The sequence below is a fragment of the Streptomyces sp. NBRC 110028 genome (assembly GCF_001417735.1).
Taxonomy (GTDB): domain Bacteria; phylum Actinomycetota; class Actinomycetes; order Streptomycetales; family Streptomycetaceae; genus Streptomyces.
In genome coordinates, this window is the sequence record NZ_BBUZ01000022.1 from 461,805 (window position 1) to 478,072 (window position 16,268).

Sequence of the window (16,268 nt, forward strand, 5' to 3'; positions counted from 1 at the left end):
ACGGGCGGGAGCCTAGCCCGTCGGCCGAACCGCGTCGGCCAGATGCGCCGCGTCGCTCACGCCGACTCGTCCAGATCGGCGAAGCCCAGCTCGCGGTCGAAGTCGGGATCGATGTCCGTGTCGACGTTCGCGTCGACATTGTCGATATACGGGTCGATGTTCGCCACGAGGCCTGTCCCGGCACCGGCGCCGAGGCCCGCGCCGAGATCGGTGGACAGCATGACCCGGCCGGAGAAGCCGGTGTCGGCCGGCAGGAGGGCCCATACGGTGACCTCGCCCGTGCCGTCGCGCACGCCCCAGTCGTCGGACAGGGATCTGATGATGTTCAGCCCCCGGCCCCCGCGGGCCGTGACGGAAGGTTTGGCCGGAAGTGGCCTTGTGGGGCCACCGCCATCCGTGACTTCGACCATCACCCGATCGTCTTCGTCGACCCTCCAGGCCGCGCGAACCGTCCCGCCGCCAGGGTCGGAGCGCCATGGGCTGCCATGCCGCCACGCATTGCTGAGCAGTTCCGAAAGGATCAACACTGCGTCGTCTATGACCGAATCCGATACCCCAGTCCTGCCCAGATCACTGCGCATCCACTGTCTTGCCGCGCGGACGCCCGCAGGACCATGGGGTACGGCCATGGTCGACGACGTCGGCACCTTCTGTGCCACCACCAACGCCACCCCCGAGACCTCCTTAGCCCCACGCCAGGGGATGAATGCCCCGACGGGCTGGAGCGGAAACCGGCCAAGTGGCATCGTGTGACGCACTCGTCACGATCGAATACGTAACGAACGCGCCGGTGCACGCCTTGTAATGCCCACTATGAGCGCCCGAGTTGGGACAGGACCCGTTTGGGGCGATTCGTGATCAGCGCGTCGACCCCCAGCCGCACGCACAGCTCGACATCGGCCGGTTCGTCGACGGTCCACACGTGCACTCGGTGCCCCGCGCGCTGCAGCCGCGTCACATACGCCGGGTGGTTGCGCACGATCCGGATGCTGGGCCCGGCGATCCGTACCCCGGGCGGGAGCTGCCCGTCCCGGTGGCGCGGCAGGACGAACTGCATCAGATAGACGGTGGGGATGGCGGGCGCCGCGAGCCGCACCCGGTGCAGCGAGCGCGCCGAGAAGCTCATGACGCGCACCGGCGGCGGCTCGCCGGGCGGCGGCGCATCGAGCCCGTACCGGCGCAGCAGCCGGATCAGCCGGTCCTCGACCTGGCCCGCCCACCGGGTGGGGTGCTTGGTCTCGATCGCCAGTTCGACATGGCGTCCGGTGTCGGCGATCAGCCCCAGCAGTCGTTCGAGGGTGAGGACGGACGTACTGTCGCGGCTGTCCCGGTCCGGCGCCTCCTTGTCGGTGGCCTGCCCCTTCCAGGACCCGAAGTCGAGGGCCGCGAGATCGGCCAGCTCCAGCCCGGAGACCGCGCCGCGACCGTTGGACGTGCGGTCGATGCGCCGGTCGTGGACGCAGACGAGGTGGCCGTCGGCGGTCAGCCGGACGTCGCATTCGAGGGCGTCGGCGCCGTCCTCCAGCGCCCTGCGGTACGCGGCCAGGGTGTGCTCCGGCGCGTCCTCGGAGGCCCCGCGGTGGGCCACGACGGATACGGTGTGCGGACCCGGGCGGATGTCCCGGTCAGAACGCGCATAGGTCACCGAGTTATGGTGCCACCGCCCGGTGTCCATCGGTGGAAGGTCCCGCTTCCCGCCGTTGCCCGGAATGGCGATAGGGCGAATTGTCCGGGATAAAGGGTGGTAGTCCACACGGCCGCCGCTCCTTACGGCGGTCTGACGCGCCGTGGGAAAAGCTGACAACGGTAAGACGTACGCGTGGGCCGTCATGGAAAACTGTCGTGCACCTGAGGAGACAGCTGTGAGCACCGAGAACGAGGGCGCTGCCGTACCGCCTGCGGCCGGGCCGCAACCGGCCCCTCCGGCGCCGCACCCGAACCCCGCGGTGCCGCCCGCGCCGGACTTCGAGCCCACCGCGGGCACGAAGTCGGCCGCGCCGGACGCGCCGATAGGCCCGTCCCCGGACCGGACGGCGCAGGCGGGCGGCCCGGCGCCGTCCCCCACCCCGCCGGCCCAGCCCCCGGCCCCCAGCCGGCCCCCGGAGGCGTTCGCGTCGACCGGCGCGGGCGACCCCGGCGGTGCCCCCGGTTACGGCGCCCCCGGCTCCGGACCGTGGCCCTCCGGCGGCGGACAGCCGGACGGCCCGGGTTCCGGCGCCGAGGGCGGCGGCCCCGGCGGGCCGGGCGACCCGTGGGGAGCCGGCCCCGTACCGCCCCCTCCCGCGACGCCGGAGCGCAAGCCCCGCGGACTCGTGGCCGCCGTCCTGGCCGCCGTCCTGGTCGCGGGCGGCATCGGCGGTGGCGTCGGCTTCTGGGCCGCCGACCGGGAGAACGACAGCGGCGACACCACCACCGTCTCCGCCGTCGGCAACCCGAAGGCGGAGAGCCGCGCCCCCGGCTCCGTGTCCAACATCGCGGGCAAGACCCTGCCCAGCGTCGTCACCATCGAGGCGCAGGGCAACAACGGTGAGGGCGGCACCGGCACCGGCTTCGTCTACGACAAGCAGGGCCACATCCTCACCAACAACCACGTCGTCGCCTCCGCCGCCGACAACGGCAAGCTCACCGCCACCTTCTCCAACGGCAAGCGGTACACCGCCGAGGTCGTCGGCAAGGCCCAGGGCTACGACGTCGCCGTCATCAAGCTCAAGAACGCCTCCGGCGCCAAGCTCAACCCGCTGCCGCTCGGCAACTCCGACAAGGTCGTCGTCGGCGACGCCACGGTCGCCATCGGCGCCCCCTTCGGCCTCTCCGGCACCGTCACCACCGGCATCGTGAGCGCCAAGAACCGCCCGGTCGCCTCCAGCGACGGCGGCGGTGGCAACGCCTCCTACATGAGCGCCCTGCAGACCGACGCCTCCATCAACCCCGGCAACTCCGGCGGCCCGCTCCTCAACGCGGACGGCGGCGTCATCGGCATCAACTCGGCCATCCAGTCCGCGGGCAGCGGCAGCGGCCTCGGCGAGTCCCAGCAGTCCGGCAGCATCGGCCTCGGCTTCGCCATCCCGATCAACACGGCGAAGACCGTCGCCCAGCAGCTGATCAAGACCGGCCAGCCGGTCTACCCGGTGATCGAGGCCACGGTCAGCATGAAGGACTCCGGCGCCGGCGCCACGATCGCCGCCAACGGCGCCGGCGGCAGCCCCGCCGTCGTCCCCGGCGGCCCGGCTGCCAAGGCGGGCCTCAAGTCCGGCGACGTGATCACCAAGCTCGACGACACCGTGATCGACAGCGGCCCGACCCTGATCAGCGAGATCTGGACCCACAAGCCCGGCGACAAGGTCACCCTCACCTACAAGCGCGACGGCAAGACCTCGACGGTCGACGTCACCCTGGGGCAGCGCAAGGGAGACAGCTGACACGCTAGGCTGATCCCCGCGCCCCCCAGGGCGGCGCGGGGAGGCTTGCCCGAGCGGCCTAAGGGAACGGTCTTGAAAACCGTCGTGGCAGCGATGTCACCGTGGGTTCAAATCCCACAGCCTCCGCCGCTAACCGGCCCCTGACCTGCAATCGAGGTCGGGGGCCTTCGCCTTGCCCACTGCCCGCTGTTGGCCGCTGTTCCCCGTGGTTTCCCGCCCGACCGGGCACGCGGGGGGCACGTGCCCGAGTCGGTGGAGCCGACCCCCAGCCATGACGGTGTTCTCCTCGGCCAAGGTCTGCTGCGGACGCCGGGCCGCGCGCGCCGCGCACTGCGCCGGAGCTGGGACGGGGCCTGGGTCGAACCGGCGACCTTTCGCTTTTCAGGCCGAGTAAGGCTGCTGCCGGTGGCCGTTTCGCCTGGCTAGGCGGTCCGCTGACGTCCGCTGCTGGCGTCGGCGTACGCGGCCGTTGGCGTCACGGCTGGCGTCAGGCAACCTCAGGCGGGGCGGTCGGTGAGGTCTGCTGGGCTGGTCACGTGGGTGGCTCGGACTGGCGGTGGTCCGCTGCTGTCGTGATGGTTGCTGCACTTCTCTGCCGTACCGCAGCTTCATCGTGCATGCGGGTGTGTAGCTGTCGCACATGCGATTGATACGGCCCGCGTCGGTCGGCGGTTGCTCCCCCAGTTTCGGCCCGTTGTGGAGGGGGCCAGCCCGTTCGAGTAACTGCATCTCCGCCCACCCTGTGTGCGGCGCCGCCACCGATGACTGCTCGATGTTGTTGCTGTCTGCCCGCGTTGTCGGATGCCCGGTCCGCAACTGCTCCTGTTGGGTAGGATTTTGTTGACTTCTCACGGACACTCAGGGGGCTCCATGATCGAGATAGTCACCGCCTTGATCGGCGGAGTGTTCTTACTCGGCGGCGCCGTGATCACCGCTCGGTGGACGCGCTCACGCTCTACCGGCAACCACGTCCCGGACCCTCTGCCTCCCACCGGCAACGCACAGCCGGACGGCGTCACCGCCAACGCTCCCACTCCCCCTCAGAACACAAGGTCGGGCGGCGTCACCGTCAACGGGCAGTTCATCGAAACGAACAATGGCACCGTGTCGCAGACCAACTACCGCGATGGCAAGCGGTGAAGCTTCCTACCACCAACAGCGGGGGGTGGCTTGGGATCGCTTATTACGTGTCTGGCGCTGTCTTGGCCATCCTGGCAGCCTTGGTCGGTGTCGGACTGATCAATGACTACTTCCCGTACGTGTTGCCAGCTCTCGAATGGCTCATGGGGCGCCTCGTGCAGCTGTCTTCTGACGAGTACGTCGGGGCATTTGTGCGAGATCGAGTCTTCGTCTTCGCCGTCATCGGTGTGGCCTTCGCCTTATGGGTCACGCACAAGTGGCCCACCTTGGTCAAGACGATCGGACAGGCTCTCAATCCGTTTGCGCGGGTCGGCGTGGCCACCGTATCGGCTGTCGCCGCCGTCTTGATCGCGCTCATTCTTGCTGGCCCGCTCGGCCAGTCCAAGAGCGAAGGTGAATGCGTATCATCCTTTCGCCTAAGCGTGGATCATGCGCCATCACTGGTGAGCAACACGAAATGTGGCGGGAGGGGCCATGGCCGGGATTCAAGCGATTGACCAGTTTATTCAGACCAATAATGGTAGCGTCTTCCAGACGATCATTAACAATGAGGGAATTGACGAAGAGACAAAGCAAAATGTACGGCGCCTGGCGGTCTCTTCGCCCGAGATGCTGGCCAAAGTAGATGTGATGCTGAAGGAATCGGGCGATGTGAAGGCGGCCGCAGCGCTGGTCCGGGATGCGAGTGACATCCTCACGGGCAAGGCGGGCTCGTTGACTCAGTTCACAGACGAGGGCGATGATCCCATGTTTCCCGGTAAAGGCGAACGGGAGCTTCGCAAGGCAGTAGCCAGTCCCTTCCTTGTGCTCGTAGTGATCGTCGCTTTGATTCTATGGCTGTGACTCTCGGCTATAACCATCTAGGCAACTGCTTCGCAGCTACCGGGTTTATCATTCGACTCAGGTTCGAGCTATTCGAGAACGGACTCGATGGCCGCTCGCCTTCACCCATCACCTACCCCAGCTCCCATCCCGTCTGCCGTCGACCCACACGCATGTGGAGCGGGCGTGGTCCCTGGCGTCCAGGTGGAGCGCGCCACTGTACGAACGACCTGGACGCCAGGGGCCGCGTCTGCTCGGCTCTGCCTGGGTCGACGGCAGACGGGATGGGAGCTCCCCGCGCACGCCACCACTGACCGGCACTCGCCGACGGTGCCCCGTCCATCCCGGAGTCTGAGCGCCCCCGCCGGAGGCATCAATCTCTGAGGTCAAGTGGCTGATCGCTGTGTGCGCGGCACGGGCGGCGGCCGGGCTGGAGCGGGGCGGAGACAGGAGCGCAGGCCCGGCCGGGGGCCGGGCCGCGCGCGGTGAGCGGAGCGAGCCGCCTTGATGAGGTAGAGAAATCCGTAACAGCTCAGCTGCTGAGGCGGTATTCCAGGACGTATGAACCGGCGTCCAGAAGCATCTGGTTGACCTCCACGGGGCGCTCGTCCTCGGTGAAGGCGGTGCGGCAGATCTCCAGGACCGGGGTGCCGGCGGCCAGGTTCAGGGCGGCGCGCTCCTCCTCGCTCGGCATCCGGGCCCGCAACTCCTCGGCGAAGTTGACCGGTTCCGCTCCCAGCTCAGCCAGGCGGGCGTAGATGCCTCCGGGGCCCGGGTTGGGCTCGGTGATCGCGGTTCCTCGTACCAGGTCGGCCGGGAGGTAGGAAGTCGCGATCTGTACCGGGCGGTCCTCGACGGCGTACTTCCGGCTGCGTACGAGGACAGGGGCGCCTGGTTCGAGGCCCAGCAGACGTCCGATCTGGTGTGGGGCTTCGGCCTCGTAGACCTGGACATCGGTGGCCAGTGGGCGCCGGTCGACGTCGGCGGCCCAGATGGAGTGACCCGATGCCCAGCGGGACTTGGACAGGCGGTCATTCGCCACTCGCCGGATCGGCCGGAACTCCCTGACGTAGGTGCCGGAGCCGGGGCGGGCGTACGCGAGTCCTTCGGTCACGAGGATCTTCAGCGCCTGGTTGGCGGTCATCTTGGCGACGCCGTACGTCTTCACCAGGGAGGGCTCACCGGGCAGCCGATCGCCCGGCTGTAGGTCACCGGATTCGATCCGCGCCCGGAGATCGTCGGCGATCTGCCGCGCAGTCTCGGGCATTGTCTCTCTCCACTCCTCGAGGCTCCCTAGGGTGGTCAGCCTACCCGCCACCCCCTGCCGGTCGCACGAACGCATACCCGATCACTCACCCCGCTCACGGGTTCCCGCAGGTCTCGTTGACATCCCTAGGGAGGTCTGGAATAAATCTCCCTAGGGAGGTAAAGACTCCCTGAAGAAGGGCGGCGCCCCTACCGCCAAGCAGATGCGCCGCCCCCTACCCCTCTTTCAAGGGAGCTTCCATCATGCCTGTCTCGCTGACCCACCCCGAACGCCCGACCGGGGTCCCGGCGCCGAAGATCGTCCGACGTTCCGTCCGCACCTGCCCGGTGTGCGGCAAGGCGCGCTGCCAGGACCCGGCCGCCTGCCGGACGGCCTACGGCACCACCGAGTGGCTGGAGTGCCCCGCCTGCGCGGGCAGCGGCTACGACACCACCGGATTCCAGCTCTACTGCCCCGACTGCGGCGGTGCGAAGGTCCTGGAGGTCGAGATCATCGAGGTTCCGGGGGTGGGCGAGTGACGGCCTTCCCCGTAGCCCCTGAGTTGGTGGCCGGTGCTGCGGCCGCCGTAGGCACTGACCCGGTGACCCTGGCCGACCTGCTGCGGGTCGCCTCGGCACCCGGCTTCGACCGCTGGCGCGATCAGATACGCCGTACGGGTGGCTGCTCGGACCCGATCCACCTGTCCGGCACGTCCGTCACCCGTGACGCACGGACCGGGGAGGTTCTGTACGCGTACTCCACTGCCGAGGAGCCGGGCGGACGCCTGCGGCTGGCCTGCGGCAACCGGCGGGCCTCCCGCTGTCCCTCGTGCGCCTGGACGTACGCGGGGGACGCGTACCACCTGATACGCGCCGGGCTCACCGGAGACCCGCGCATGGGTGTCCCCGACGGCGTACGCGTCCACCCGGGCGTGTTCGCCACCCTCACCGCGCCCTCGTTCGGCCCGGTCCACAACCGCCCCGACATCGGCCGCTGCCGCTGCGGCGCCGTCCACGCCGACGACGCGCCCGAACTCGGTACGGCGCTGGATCCGGACACGTACGACTACGCCGGGGCCGTCCTGTGGAACAACCACGCCGGTGACCTCTGGCGCCGCTTCACGATCTACCTGCGCCGGGAGATCGCAGCCCGGGCCGGGATCACTCAGAGCACGCTGCGGGAGGTCTGCCGGATCTCCTTCGGCAAGGTCGCCGAGTTCCAGAAGCGCGGGGCGATCCACTTCCATGCCATCGTGCGCCTGGACGGTCCGGCCGGTCCCGGCGACACCCCGCCCGCGTGGGCGAGCACGGCCCTCCTCGGCGACGCGATCCGCTCGGCCGCCACCCGCGTCCGCGTCCTGGTCCCGGCCGCCGGAGACTTCCCTGCGCGCGTCCTGCGCTGGGGCTCTCAGGTGGACGTACGAGCGATCGGCACCGACGGCCAGGAACTCACCGAGCAGGCCGTAGCCGCCTACGTGGCCAAGTACGCCACCAAGGCCGCCGAGTCCACTGGCACGGTGGACCGCCGGATCGGGGAGCTGTCGGAACTCGACAAGCGGCCCGGCCTGCCCGGCCACACCCGGCGCCTGATCCAAGCGTGTCATGCCCTTGACCAGCACTACCCCGACCGCAAGCTCTGGGCCTGGGCTCACATGCTCGGCTTCCGTGGCCATTTCCTCACCAAGTCCCGCCGCTACTCCTCCACCTTCGCTGAGCGACGCCAGGTCCGCGCCGACTACCGCGCACGCCAGGAACGCCGGGAGAAGGGCCTGCCCGAGGACCCCGCCGACGCGGACGGCTCAACGCTCGTGCTCGCCCACTGGACCTACGCCGGGCACACGGCCACACCCCCGGCGAATCCTGGCTCGCCGCAACGATCGCAAAGGAGATCCGACTGAACCGAGAAACCGCACGTGAAGCCGTGGCGGACATGCCCGCGCTGGAGACGGAGGGGAGGTACTGACCGTGGATCGACTGCTCACCGTGCAGCAGGTCGCCGAACGACTCGGCACCGGCGTCCGGTTTCCGCGCCGCCTCGTCGAAGAGCGGCGCATCACCTTCGTCAAGGTCGGCCGACACGTCCGGATCCCTGAGTGGGCCCTGGAGGCGTACGTGTCCGAACACACGGTGCAGCCGATTACCCTGCGGCCCAACGGCCTCGGGACGGCTGCCTGATGGCTGGCAAGCGCAAGACGCGCCGGGCGTTCGGCCGTGTCCGCAAGCTCCCGTCCGGACGCTTCCAAGCGCGCTATCCGGGGCCTGACGGTGTGCTGCGGCCTGCGGACCGTACGTTCGCGACCTCGACCGATGCTGACCGGTGGCTAGCCAGGAAGCGCATAGAGATCGAAGAGGGGCGCTGGCTCGACCCGGCTGAAGGGCAGACCACCGTACGGGACTGGGCGGCCCGGTGGCTCGCCGCTGTCTCCCCGCAGCTCAAGCACAAGACCCAAGCCTCCTACCGGTCCCTGATCAACTCCCTGATCGTCCCGGCGCTCGGGGACCGTGAGCTGTCCGGCCTCCGGCCGATCACGGTGGCGGAGTGGGTTGGGAGCATGAAATCCAAGGGACTCAGCGCTTCACGCATCCGGCAGGCATACCGGGTCCTCTCCCAGATCATGCGGGCTGCCGTCGACAACGACATGATCCCGCAGACGCCATGCCGGGGCGTGAAGCTGCCCAGGATGCCGCAGACCGAACCGCACATCCTCACCCTGCTCGAAGCCTCCCGGATCGTGCGGAACGCTGCCGCGCCTCATGACCTGCTGATCGCGCTTCTCGCGTACGCGGGCCTGCGAGTCGGCGAGGCGTTCGCCCTCCGGCGCGCGGACATCGACGTGTCACGCGGCTTCGTCATGGTTGACGAAAACCTTGCCGAAGCGAACGGCACCTTGGTCTTCGACACCCCGAAGTCGCACCAGAAGCGGCTCCTTCGCGTCGGCCCCTCCCTGGCGCAGCGGCTCGGCCGGCACCTGGAGACTCTGCCCGGTGGGGATGACGCGCTCCTGTTCACCACGCCCGGCGGCAAGCCGCTTCGCTACAACCAGTGGCGCAAGGCGTGCTTCGACCCCGCTGTGTCGGCGGCCGGGCTGACCGACGTGACTCCGCATGACCTCCGGGCCTCGCACGGCACTTGGGTCGCCGACCGGTACGGCGTGATGACGGCCGCCCACCGGCTCGGCCACTCGAACGCGAGCGTCACCACCCGGCACTACGCCCGGCCGGTCGCCGGTCGCGACGACCAGGTGGCCGAAGCGGCCGACTCCTGGCTCAGCGGGCACGATCACGCGCCTGGGGCACGTAGCGGGCACGATGACGATGACGACGGGTCAGGCGGGGCGCTGGTACCCGTCTGACCTGCGGAGGAGCGGCCTGGCCGCCGTGCCGCCGAGAGGTCTTGAAAACCGTCGTGGCAGCGATGTCACCGTGGGTTCAAATCCCACAGCCTCCGCACCATTAACGGCCCCTGACCAGGTAAACGGTCGGGGGCCGTCGTCATGGGGCTCCTGCCCACTACCGATTGATCGGAATCTCGTACGGGGCCCGGCCGCTGCCACTGACGGCGGCGTTGTCCCACGTTCGAGGGGCGGTCTCCACGAGACCGCCCCCTGACCAGCCATCAGCCCGATGCAGCTGCTGGAGTACTAAGAGCGGCTAGGGGCGCTGCTTCAAGCGGTCGACGATCGCCCAGTCCGCCACGTGTGACAGCTGGATGTACGTCTTCTTCCCGGAACGCGAGGTCCGCTCGTCGCGGAAGCCCAGGAATGCATAGGACTTCGGGTCGAAGATGAGGTATTTGCCCTTCTCGGACGCGCGCTTGGGGTAAGAGATGCCCACCCCGGTGCGACCGGCGGAGTCCTTCATGCCCGGGGTCGCCTTGACCCCGGGCACCAGGGCCAGTGCCTTGTACGCGGCGGGGCGCAGTCCCTCGGGCAGCACCGGCCACTTCAGGAGCTCGCCGAGCATGAAGTAGGCGTCGTACCAGTCCCACCCGGTGAAGTCGTCGATCGACTTGTCGGACGTGCCGACGCCGATGATGCGCGAGATGAGCTTCTTCGGGTCGGTGGGCAGCTTCTCCAGCTTGCTCCACTCCCGAGGCGGCCACACGCCCTCGTTCTTCCCCAGGGGCTTCTCCCAGATCACCCGGCCGAGCTCCATGGTCAAAGATCGCTTGGAGCCGTCCACCGAGTCCCAGTTCACGTCCACATAGGTCTTGACCGCGCCGGTCTTCCGCTCCGTCTCCTTGATGATCCGCTTCCAGTAGATGAACTGGTCGTCGCGCGGCGTCACGGGCTTCTCGTGCTTGCTCGCCAGCGCTGCCGCCCCGTTCAGCACCGTCACGGCGGCGGCGTTGCGCATGTGCGGGGCGTTCGTGCCGGCGCGGTCGGTGCGGCCGTCCTCGTCGGCGCCGTCCGTGGCGATCAGTACTGCCGTGCCCGTGACCGCCATGGTGACCACCGCGGCTGTCGCGAGGCGCAGCGCGTGGCGGCGGCTGGGTGCGGGGTCGGGGTGCCGCTCCGTACGCGTGATCGTGTCGAGCAGCCGGTGGCGGGCCTGCGCTCGGGCCGGTTCGGAGAGCGGGGCCGCGTCCGCGTTCCAGTCCCGCAGGAGTTCGAGTTCGTCAGTCATGGTCGGATGCCTCTCGCAGTGTCGTCGGATCGGATCCGCCCAACGCTTCGCGTAGCTTGCTGCGAGCCCGGTGCAGCCGTGATCTGACCGTGCCGATGGGGACACCGAGGGCCTGGGCCACCTCCTCGTAGCCGAGACCGCCCCACGCCACCAGCAGCAGTACGTCCCGGTGCCGCGCGGGCAGTCCGGCCAGCGCCGCCGCCAGCTCGCGGCGTACGGCCTGTGCCCCTACGCGGGCCGCGGCCCGGTCGGCCAGCGGTTCCTCGTGGTCGGCGGGAGCCGGGACGCGGGCCAGGGCCTTGAAGCGGCGGGCCTCGGCCCGCCGCTGCCGGCCGACCAGGTTGGTCGCTATGCCGAACAGCCAGGGCCGGGCGTCGTTGCCCGTGGCCCGCGCGGGGTTGTACCGGTGCCGCTGCTGGAAAGCAGTGGTGAAGGTCTCCGCCATGAGGTCGTCGGCCGACTCGGTGCCGAGCCTACGGGCGAGATAACGGTGTACCGCATCCGCGTGCCGGTCGAAGAGCACGGCAAATGCCTCGGGCTCATCCCGGGACCGCGCAATGACCGAGGCATCGCTTTCCGCCCCCGTGCGGACGCCTGGCTCGACGGTCATCGGGGCTCCTCTCGTTCTGGGGAACGCTTTGAAGGCTTGGGCTTTCCTCTCTCTTTCGCCCCTCGCCCCCGGCGAGTTCCCTCGGCACCTCAACCCGGCCGTCGGGAACGACCACTCGCGGTCCCGCTGGTGGCCAGGCCGTATCCTGCGGTAGGCGAGGCAGGCGCTGCCTTTTCATTCACTCCGGGTACCGGGTATCCGACGAAGGACCAGGAAGTTGACCGGTGATCACTCTGGCCGCAGTCGGAGGAGTGGCACTGGTCGAGCTGGGCATGGCCCTCACTCCGGGACCGAACATGATCCACCTCGCCTCCCGGGCGATCACCCAAGGCCGCAGGGCGGGCCTGGTCAGCCTCAGTGGGACCGCCGTGGGATTCGTGTGCTATCTGCTGGCTGCGGCTGCGGGCCTGTCGGTGCTGTTCGGGCAAGCCGGAGGAGGGCGGCAGCAGACGGGCGGACACGGCGGTCCCCAGGTGCGCGCTGTTGGGCAGGAACGACAGCACGCCGACGGACACAGCGGGCAGCACCGCGGCCGTGACCCAGACCGCGCCGAACGAACCGCTTCGGAAGACCACCTCCCCCAGCACCGGTCCGACGGCCAGGCCGGTCCACATGGCCAGCCCGTAGAGCCCGACGATCTGTCCGCGGCGTTCCGTCGGCGTCAGGGACACGGTCCAGACGGAGCCGCGGTGAAGAGCAGCGCTTCCCCCACGCCCATCACCAGTCGCGCCGCGAAGAGCCCCGGCAGTCCCAGCGGCAGGGCGTAGAGCCCGGCGACGACGATGATGACGGCGGCACCGAGCAGCATCACCGGCCTGCTGCCCCTGCGTTGGGCCAGCTGTCCCGCGTACGGACGCACCAGCAGGGCGACCACGCCCGAGACGGTGAAGGCCGTCCCGACCTGGAACGCGGATCCGTGCAGTTCCTCGGTGACCAGCCGGGGAATGACGGGAATGACCAGTCCGAACGAGGTGAACGTACAGAACAGGGCCGTGGCCACGCCCGCGAAGGTGTGTGTCCAGTCGGCCTTGGCCGTATTCCGGAGCAAATCCTCAGCTGGTGCGCTTTGCGTCGCGGGTAATTCTTCGTCGCTCACATCCGCCTCCGTCGGCCGGCTCCTCGGCCGTCTGCCAACACCATGGTTCCCGTGGCAAGGCGGCCCGCTCACGGGTGAGGGAGCAGGCCGGGGCACCCAGGTCGTGTGCTTGGCCGATCTTTCCCAACGGCAGCCGATATGCGCCAGCGGTCATTCGGGTCTTCCACCGAATGCGCGTAAGGTCTCCGGCCAACAGGGCCTCGTTCCGTGGCTGCGGCATAGCGTCGGCGTGTATCTGATCAGGTTTTTCGTCGGCCTCGTTCAGCGCTCTATGGATCTGCTCGTTCGAGCGTTGCCGATTGCGCCAGGATCACTTTTGCGTAGAACCGGAACAGGACGGCAACGCTGTGTCCGTCCCGTATGAACATGGGGGTGGGTGGGGCTCCGGAGCTCCGGAGCCCCACCCACCCGGCGCTGTGGCGGAGCGTCGGGTTCAGGCAGCCGGCGTGCCGAAGTAGTGGCCGCGGTCGAGGTCCTCGATGAGGCCCGGGCCGGTCGGGTGCCAGTCCAGCAGCTCGCGGGTCAGGGCGTTGGAGGCCGGGGCGCTGACGGCGAGGAAGCGGGCCAGCCAGCCGAAGTGCCCCTCCGCCTGCTCGGCGGGGACGGAGACCACCGGCAGGCCGAGGTGACGGCCGATCACCTCCGCGATGGTGCGGAGCGACACGCCTTTTTCGGCGGTGCCGTGCAGCACTGATCCGGCCGGTGCCTTCTCCACGGCCAGCCGGAACAGCCGCGCGGCATCGAGGCGGTGGACCGCCGGCCAGAGGTTGGCGCCGTCGCCCACGTAGCCGGACACGCCCTTCTCACGGGCGATGTCGATCAGCCTCGGGACGAAGCCGTGGTCACCCTCGTCGTGGACCGACGCCGCGAGACGCACGACGGACGAACGGACGCCGCGTTCGGCGAGGCCCAGTGTCGTCTGCGCGGCGGCCTCCCGGGGAGGCGCGGTCGTGCCGGGGGCGGGCCGGTCCCGCTCGGTTGCCACCCGTCCCGGGGTGCTTCCGAGCAGGCCGGAGGCGATGACGAGCGGACGGTCGGTGCCCTCGAGCGCGGCGCCGAAGGTCTCGATGGCGCGCAGATCGGTCTTGATGGCGCCCTCGTAGTCCGAGAAGTCGTGGATGAACGCCAGGTGCACGACGCCGTCGGCCGCGGAAGCGCCCGCGTGCAGGCTGTCGGGGTCGTCGAGGGTGCCGCGGTGCACCTCGGCGCCGGCGGCGGCGATGGCCTCGGCCGAGGAGTTCGAGCGGGCGAGGCCGAGGACCTGGTGGCCCGCGCGGAGGAGTTCGGGAACGACGGCGGAGCCGATGAAGCCGGACGCGCCGGTGACGAATAAACGCATCAGTGGGATCTCCAGGTGGTGGCCGTCCTCGCGCACTCAAGGTGCGTTCGGACAGGCGATGTCAGTCACTGTCATCGGTAGCGTAGCACTGCGATGTCAGCCTCTGTCATCGCGTAGGATCACGGTCATGGGGCGATGGGAGCCGGGCGCGCGTGAGCGGCTCGAACGGGCGGCGTTGGAGCTCTATGTCGAGCGGGGATTCGAGCAGACGACGGTCGCGGAGATCACCAACCGGGCGGGCCTCACGGAACGGACGTTCTTCCGCCATTTCGCCGACAAGCGCGAAGTGCTGTTCTCCGGTCAGACCGAGCTGCTCGATGCCTGCGTGAACGCCATCACCGGTGCGCCCGGAACCGCGGCTCCCCGCGACGCGATGGCCGAGGCGCTGCACGCCGTCTCCGCCCGTTTGCAGGACCGTCGCGAACACGCGCGGCAGCGCCGGACCGTGATCGACGCGAACCCCGGGCTCAAGGAGCGCGAGCTGCTGAAGCTCGCCTCGCTCGCTTCCGCGATGGCTGACGCGCTACGCCGACGTGGTGTCGCGGAACCGACGGCGAGCCTGGTCGGCGAGGCCGGGGTCGCGGTCTTCAAGGTGGCGTTCGAGCGCTGGATGGGCGAAAGCGGCGCTCCCGGGCGGACTCTGGCCGACGTCATCCAGGAGTGCCTTGACGACCTCAAGGCCGCGACCGCGGGGTAGTCGTACGGACCCTGCCATACGGCCATGCCCTGCCGCGGCCAAGTCGTACGGCGGTCGGGTCGTGCGGTGGTCGGGTCGTGCGGTGGTCAGGCGGCCGGCGGCAGCGGATGGCGGGCGGTGCCGCGGGCCGCGGAGGCGACCGTGGCCTCGGCCTCGCGCCGGGTCAGGCCGGTGTGGAGGGCGGCCCCGATGAGGGCCGGGGCCAGCGCGTCCCCCGCGCCCGTCTCGTACGCCCGGCAGGCGGCCCAGAACAGCCGGTCGTTGCGCCGCCCCTCCTGGGATTCGCGGACGAACCGTACGAGGGCGGCGTCCCGCCCGGACGCGCCGCCGGTGGCCGGGCGGGGCGTCGTTCGGCCCGGCGGCGTACGGACCGGAGGGTGCAGCAGGCCGAGGAGCGCGGATGGGGCGGGGGCGGGGCGCCAGGCGGGGGAGCCGGGGGCCAGGCGGTAGCGGCCGCGTGAGGTGGCCGAGCCGGGGCCGACGAGATAGCCGCCCGTGCCGCGGATGTCGATGCCGGGGGCGATCCGGCCGGCGGAGTTGGGGACGGTGAGCCCTGGCGGTCCGCACAGCCACAGGTGGCGCCCGCCGCGGGGAGTGAGCACTGTGACGGTGCGGGGGACGGTGAAGGCGTACCGGCGGGCCAGCCGTTCGAGTGCGGCGGCGCCGTCGATACGCGCTTCGTGCTTGAGGTCGAGGTCGACGCCGATGAGGTGGTGCGGGGCGCAACCGCAGGCGATGCCGTAGCCGGTGGCCCAGGGAGCGGCGGCGAACAGCGCCCGGATCGCCTCCGGGTCGGCGGACGCGTCGTGGACGCCGTGCCCGAGCCGCCCGCAGGCGCCGCGGCAGGGAAGGGGTACGGGGTCGTGGTGGTGAGGGGAGCGTACGGCGGGCAGCTTCGCGCGGGTCAGCGGAATCACGCGGAAGCCATGGGCCGCGGCCGCGAGGGCATGGGCGAGTGGAGTGTTCGCCATGCCCCCCATTTTCGGACAAGCATCCGATAAGGGGAAGGGGGCCGGCGCGTCGGGGCAGTTCGGGGCGCAGGGGTGCGTCGAAGGTTTGAACGGAGTTCATCAAGCTTGCGTGGTAATACGTCGTTCGGTGTGCTTCATCTGCCGACCGATGGGCAACTTTCCGTCATGGCAGGTGTTCGCGCATGACCGACATGAGTGGGCGAGTGGTGATTCATTGAGTGAACGGGACGGGTGAGGTCGTTTACGGTCGCGCGGCGGCGCTTCGGTGCCGCCGCGCGACCGTGTTCGCCAGCGCTCGCCAGG

General features: G+C 69.7%; 17 protein-coding genes, 2 tRNA genes and 1 pseudogene. 12 read left to right on the forward strand and 8 right to left on the reverse strand.

All coding sequences use genetic code 11. The annotated features are described in order from the left end of the window. Nucleotides 1-56: 56 nt before the first annotated feature. Nucleotides 57-746: an ATP-binding protein gene (locus ASC60_RS02185; RefSeq protein WP_107096960.1), complete on the reverse strand. Its 690-nt coding sequence runs from the start codon at nt 744-746 to the stop codon at nt 57-59. Nucleotides 747-811: 65 nt separating this feature from the next. Next, on the reverse strand, nt 812-1,675 hold the full coding sequence (locus tag ASC60_RS02190; RefSeq protein ID WP_055546093.1) for a glycerophosphodiester phosphodiesterase: 864 nt from the start codon (nt 1,673-1,675) through the stop codon (nt 812-814). A gap of 187 nt (nt 1,676-1,862) precedes the next feature. On the opposite strand from ASC60_RS02190, the gene ASC60_RS02195 reads away from it, so the two are divergent. The 5 genes from ASC60_RS02195 to ASC60_RS02210 all read left to right on the forward strand — a co-directional run bounded on the left by ASC60_RS02195 (nt 1,863) and on the right by ASC60_RS02210 (nt 5,402). Beyond that, nucleotides 1,863-3,419: a S1C family serine protease gene (locus ASC60_RS02195; protein ID WP_055546095.1), complete on the forward strand. Its 1,557-nt coding sequence runs from the start codon at nt 1,863-1,865 to the stop codon at nt 3,417-3,419. 39 nt (nt 3,420-3,458) lie between these two features. After that, a tRNA-Ser gene (locus ASC60_RS02200) sits at nt 3,459-3,545 on the forward strand. Between the two features lie 744 nt (nt 3,546-4,289). After that, nucleotides 4,290-4,559, forward strand: a complete 270-nt coding sequence (locus ASC60_RS02205) for a hypothetical protein (protein ID WP_055546097.1) — start codon at nt 4,290-4,292, stop codon at nt 4,557-4,559. 62 nt (nt 4,560-4,621) lie between these two features. Beyond that, nucleotides 4,622-5,056, forward strand: a complete 435-nt coding sequence (locus ASC60_RS41445; RefSeq protein ID WP_159043190.1) for a hypothetical protein — start codon at nt 4,622-4,624, stop codon at nt 5,054-5,056. After that, nucleotides 5,034-5,402 (forward strand): hypothetical protein, encoded by a 369-nt coding sequence (locus ASC60_RS02210; RefSeq protein WP_055546100.1) that lies wholly within the window; start codon nt 5,034-5,036, stop codon nt 5,400-5,402. The genes ASC60_RS41445 and ASC60_RS02210 overlap by 23 nt, the downstream gene beginning before the upstream one ends. 511 nt (nt 5,403-5,913) lie before the next feature. On the opposite strand, the gene ASC60_RS02215 is transcribed toward ASC60_RS02210, so the two are convergent. Continuing rightward, on the reverse strand, nt 5,914-6,648 hold the full coding sequence (locus ASC60_RS02215) for a GntR family transcriptional regulator (RefSeq protein WP_055546101.1): 735 nt from the start codon (nt 6,646-6,648) through the stop codon (nt 5,914-5,916). A gap of 242 nt (nt 6,649-6,890) precedes the next feature. Between ASC60_RS02215 and ASC60_RS02220 the strand changes: the two genes are divergently transcribed. The 5 genes and pseudogenes from ASC60_RS02220 (at nt 6,891) to ASC60_RS41450 (ending at nt 10,079) form a co-directional block, all read left to right on the forward strand. Further along, nucleotides 6,891-7,166, forward strand: coding sequence for a hypothetical protein (locus ASC60_RS02220; protein WP_055546103.1), 276 nt, complete (start codon nt 6,891-6,893; stop codon nt 7,164-7,166). Nucleotides 7,167-7,192: 26 nt separating this feature from the next. Further along, a pseudogene (gene repSA / locus ASC60_RS02225) lies at nt 7,193-8,589 on the forward strand (replication initiator protein RepSA). Then, on the forward strand, nt 8,586-8,801 hold the full coding sequence (locus tag ASC60_RS02230; protein WP_055546105.1) for an excisionase family DNA-binding protein: 216 nt from the start codon (nt 8,586-8,588) through the stop codon (nt 8,799-8,801). Before repSA ends, ASC60_RS02230 begins: the two are co-directional and overlap by 4 nt. Further along, nucleotides 8,801-9,979, forward strand: a complete 1,179-nt coding sequence (locus ASC60_RS02235; protein WP_055546107.1) for a site-specific integrase — start codon at nt 8,801-8,803, stop codon at nt 9,977-9,979. Before ASC60_RS02230 ends, ASC60_RS02235 begins: the two co-directional genes overlap by 1 nt. A gap of 3 nt (nt 9,980-9,982) precedes the next feature. Continuing rightward, a tRNA-Ser gene (locus ASC60_RS41450) sits at nt 9,983-10,079 on the forward strand. A gap of 198 nt (nt 10,080-10,277) precedes the next feature. Here ASC60_RS41450 and ASC60_RS02240 read toward each other — a convergent pair. Further along, nucleotides 10,278-11,252: a CU044_5270 family protein gene (locus ASC60_RS02240; RefSeq protein ID WP_055546108.1), complete on the reverse strand. Its 975-nt coding sequence runs from the start codon at nt 11,250-11,252 to the stop codon at nt 10,278-10,280. Continuing rightward, a complete protein-coding gene (locus tag ASC60_RS02245; RefSeq protein WP_055546110.1) occupies nt 11,245-11,862 on the reverse strand; it encodes an RNA polymerase sigma factor in 618 nt (205 codons plus the stop codon). The genes ASC60_RS02240 and ASC60_RS02245 overlap by 8 nt, the downstream gene beginning before the upstream one ends. Before the next feature lie 272 nt (nt 11,863-12,134). On the opposite strand from ASC60_RS02245, the gene ASC60_RS43930 reads away from it, so the two are divergent. Further along, complete coding sequence (locus ASC60_RS43930) at nt 12,135-12,629, forward strand: LysE family translocator (RefSeq protein WP_370592880.1); 495 nt, start codon at nt 12,135-12,137, stop codon at nt 12,627-12,629. On the opposite strand, the gene ASC60_RS02250 is transcribed toward ASC60_RS43930, so the two are convergent. Continuing rightward, nucleotides 12,524-12,910 (reverse strand): MFS transporter, encoded by a 387-nt coding sequence (locus tag ASC60_RS02250; protein WP_055546112.1) that lies wholly within the window; start codon nt 12,908-12,910, stop codon nt 12,524-12,526. The two genes, ASC60_RS43930 and ASC60_RS02250, sit on opposite strands and share 106 nt — an antisense overlap. 481 nt (nt 12,911-13,391) lie before the next feature. Further along, on the reverse strand, nt 13,392-14,297 hold the full coding sequence (locus ASC60_RS02255) for an SDR family oxidoreductase (RefSeq protein ID WP_055547130.1): 906 nt from the start codon (nt 14,295-14,297) through the stop codon (nt 13,392-13,394). Between the two features lie 127 nt (nt 14,298-14,424). On the opposite strand from ASC60_RS02255, the gene ASC60_RS02260 reads away from it, so the two are divergent. Further along, the gene (locus ASC60_RS02260; protein ID WP_055546114.1) at nt 14,425-14,994 is read left to right on the forward strand and encodes a TetR family transcriptional regulator; all 570 of its coding nucleotides are present in this window, start codon (nt 14,425-14,427) and stop codon (nt 14,992-14,994) included. Between the two features lie 86 nt (nt 14,995-15,080). Here ASC60_RS02260 and ASC60_RS02265 read toward each other — a convergent pair whose 3' ends face one another. Further along, a complete protein-coding gene (locus ASC60_RS02265; protein WP_055546116.1) occupies nt 15,081-15,974 on the reverse strand; it encodes a bifunctional DNA primase/polymerase in 894 nt (297 codons plus the stop codon). Nucleotides 15,975-16,268 lie beyond the last annotated feature (294 nt).

Coding starts and splice junctions, on each gene's coding strand:
- ASC60_RS02260 (WP_055546114.1), top strand. CDS start 14,425: ATGGGGCGATGGGAGCCGGGCGCGCGTGAGCGGCTCGAACGGGCGGCG.
- ASC60_RS02255 (WP_055547130.1), bottom strand. CDS start 14,297: ATGCGTTTATTCGTCACCGGCGCGTCCGGCTTCATCGGCTCCGCCGTC.
- ASC60_RS02245 (WP_055546110.1), bottom strand. CDS start 11,862: ATGACCGTCGAGCCAGGCGTCCGCACGGGGGCGGAAAGCGATGCCTCG.
- ASC60_RS02240 (WP_055546108.1), bottom strand. CDS start 11,252: ATGACTGACGAACTCGAACTCCTGCGGGACTGGAACGCGGACGCGGCC.
- ASC60_RS02235 (WP_055546107.1), top strand. CDS start 8,801: ATGGCTGGCAAGCGCAAGACGCGCCGGGCGTTCGGCCGTGTCCGCAAG.
- ASC60_RS02185 (WP_107096960.1), bottom strand. CDS start 746: ATGCCACTTGGCCGGTTTCCGCTCCAGCCCGTCGGGGCATTCATCCCC.
- ASC60_RS02190 (WP_055546093.1), bottom strand. CDS start 1,675: ATGGACACCGGGCGGTGGCACCATAACTCGGTGACCTATGCGCGTTCT.
- ASC60_RS02215 (WP_055546101.1), bottom strand. CDS start 6,648: ATGCCCGAGACTGCGCGGCAGATCGCCGACGATCTCCGGGCGCGGATC.
- ASC60_RS02265 (WP_055546116.1), bottom strand. CDS start 15,974: ATGGGGGGCATGGCGAACACTCCACTCGCCCATGCCCTCGCGGCCGCG.
- ASC60_RS02210 (WP_055546100.1), top strand. CDS start 5,034: ATGGCCGGGATTCAAGCGATTGACCAGTTTATTCAGACCAATAATGGT.
- ASC60_RS02205 (WP_055546097.1), top strand. CDS start 4,290: ATGATCGAGATAGTCACCGCCTTGATCGGCGGAGTGTTCTTACTCGGC.
- ASC60_RS02220 (WP_055546103.1), top strand. CDS start 6,891: ATGCCTGTCTCGCTGACCCACCCCGAACGCCCGACCGGGGTCCCGGCG.
- ASC60_RS43930 (WP_370592880.1), top strand. CDS start 12,135: ATGGCCCTCACTCCGGGACCGAACATGATCCACCTCGCCTCCCGGGCG.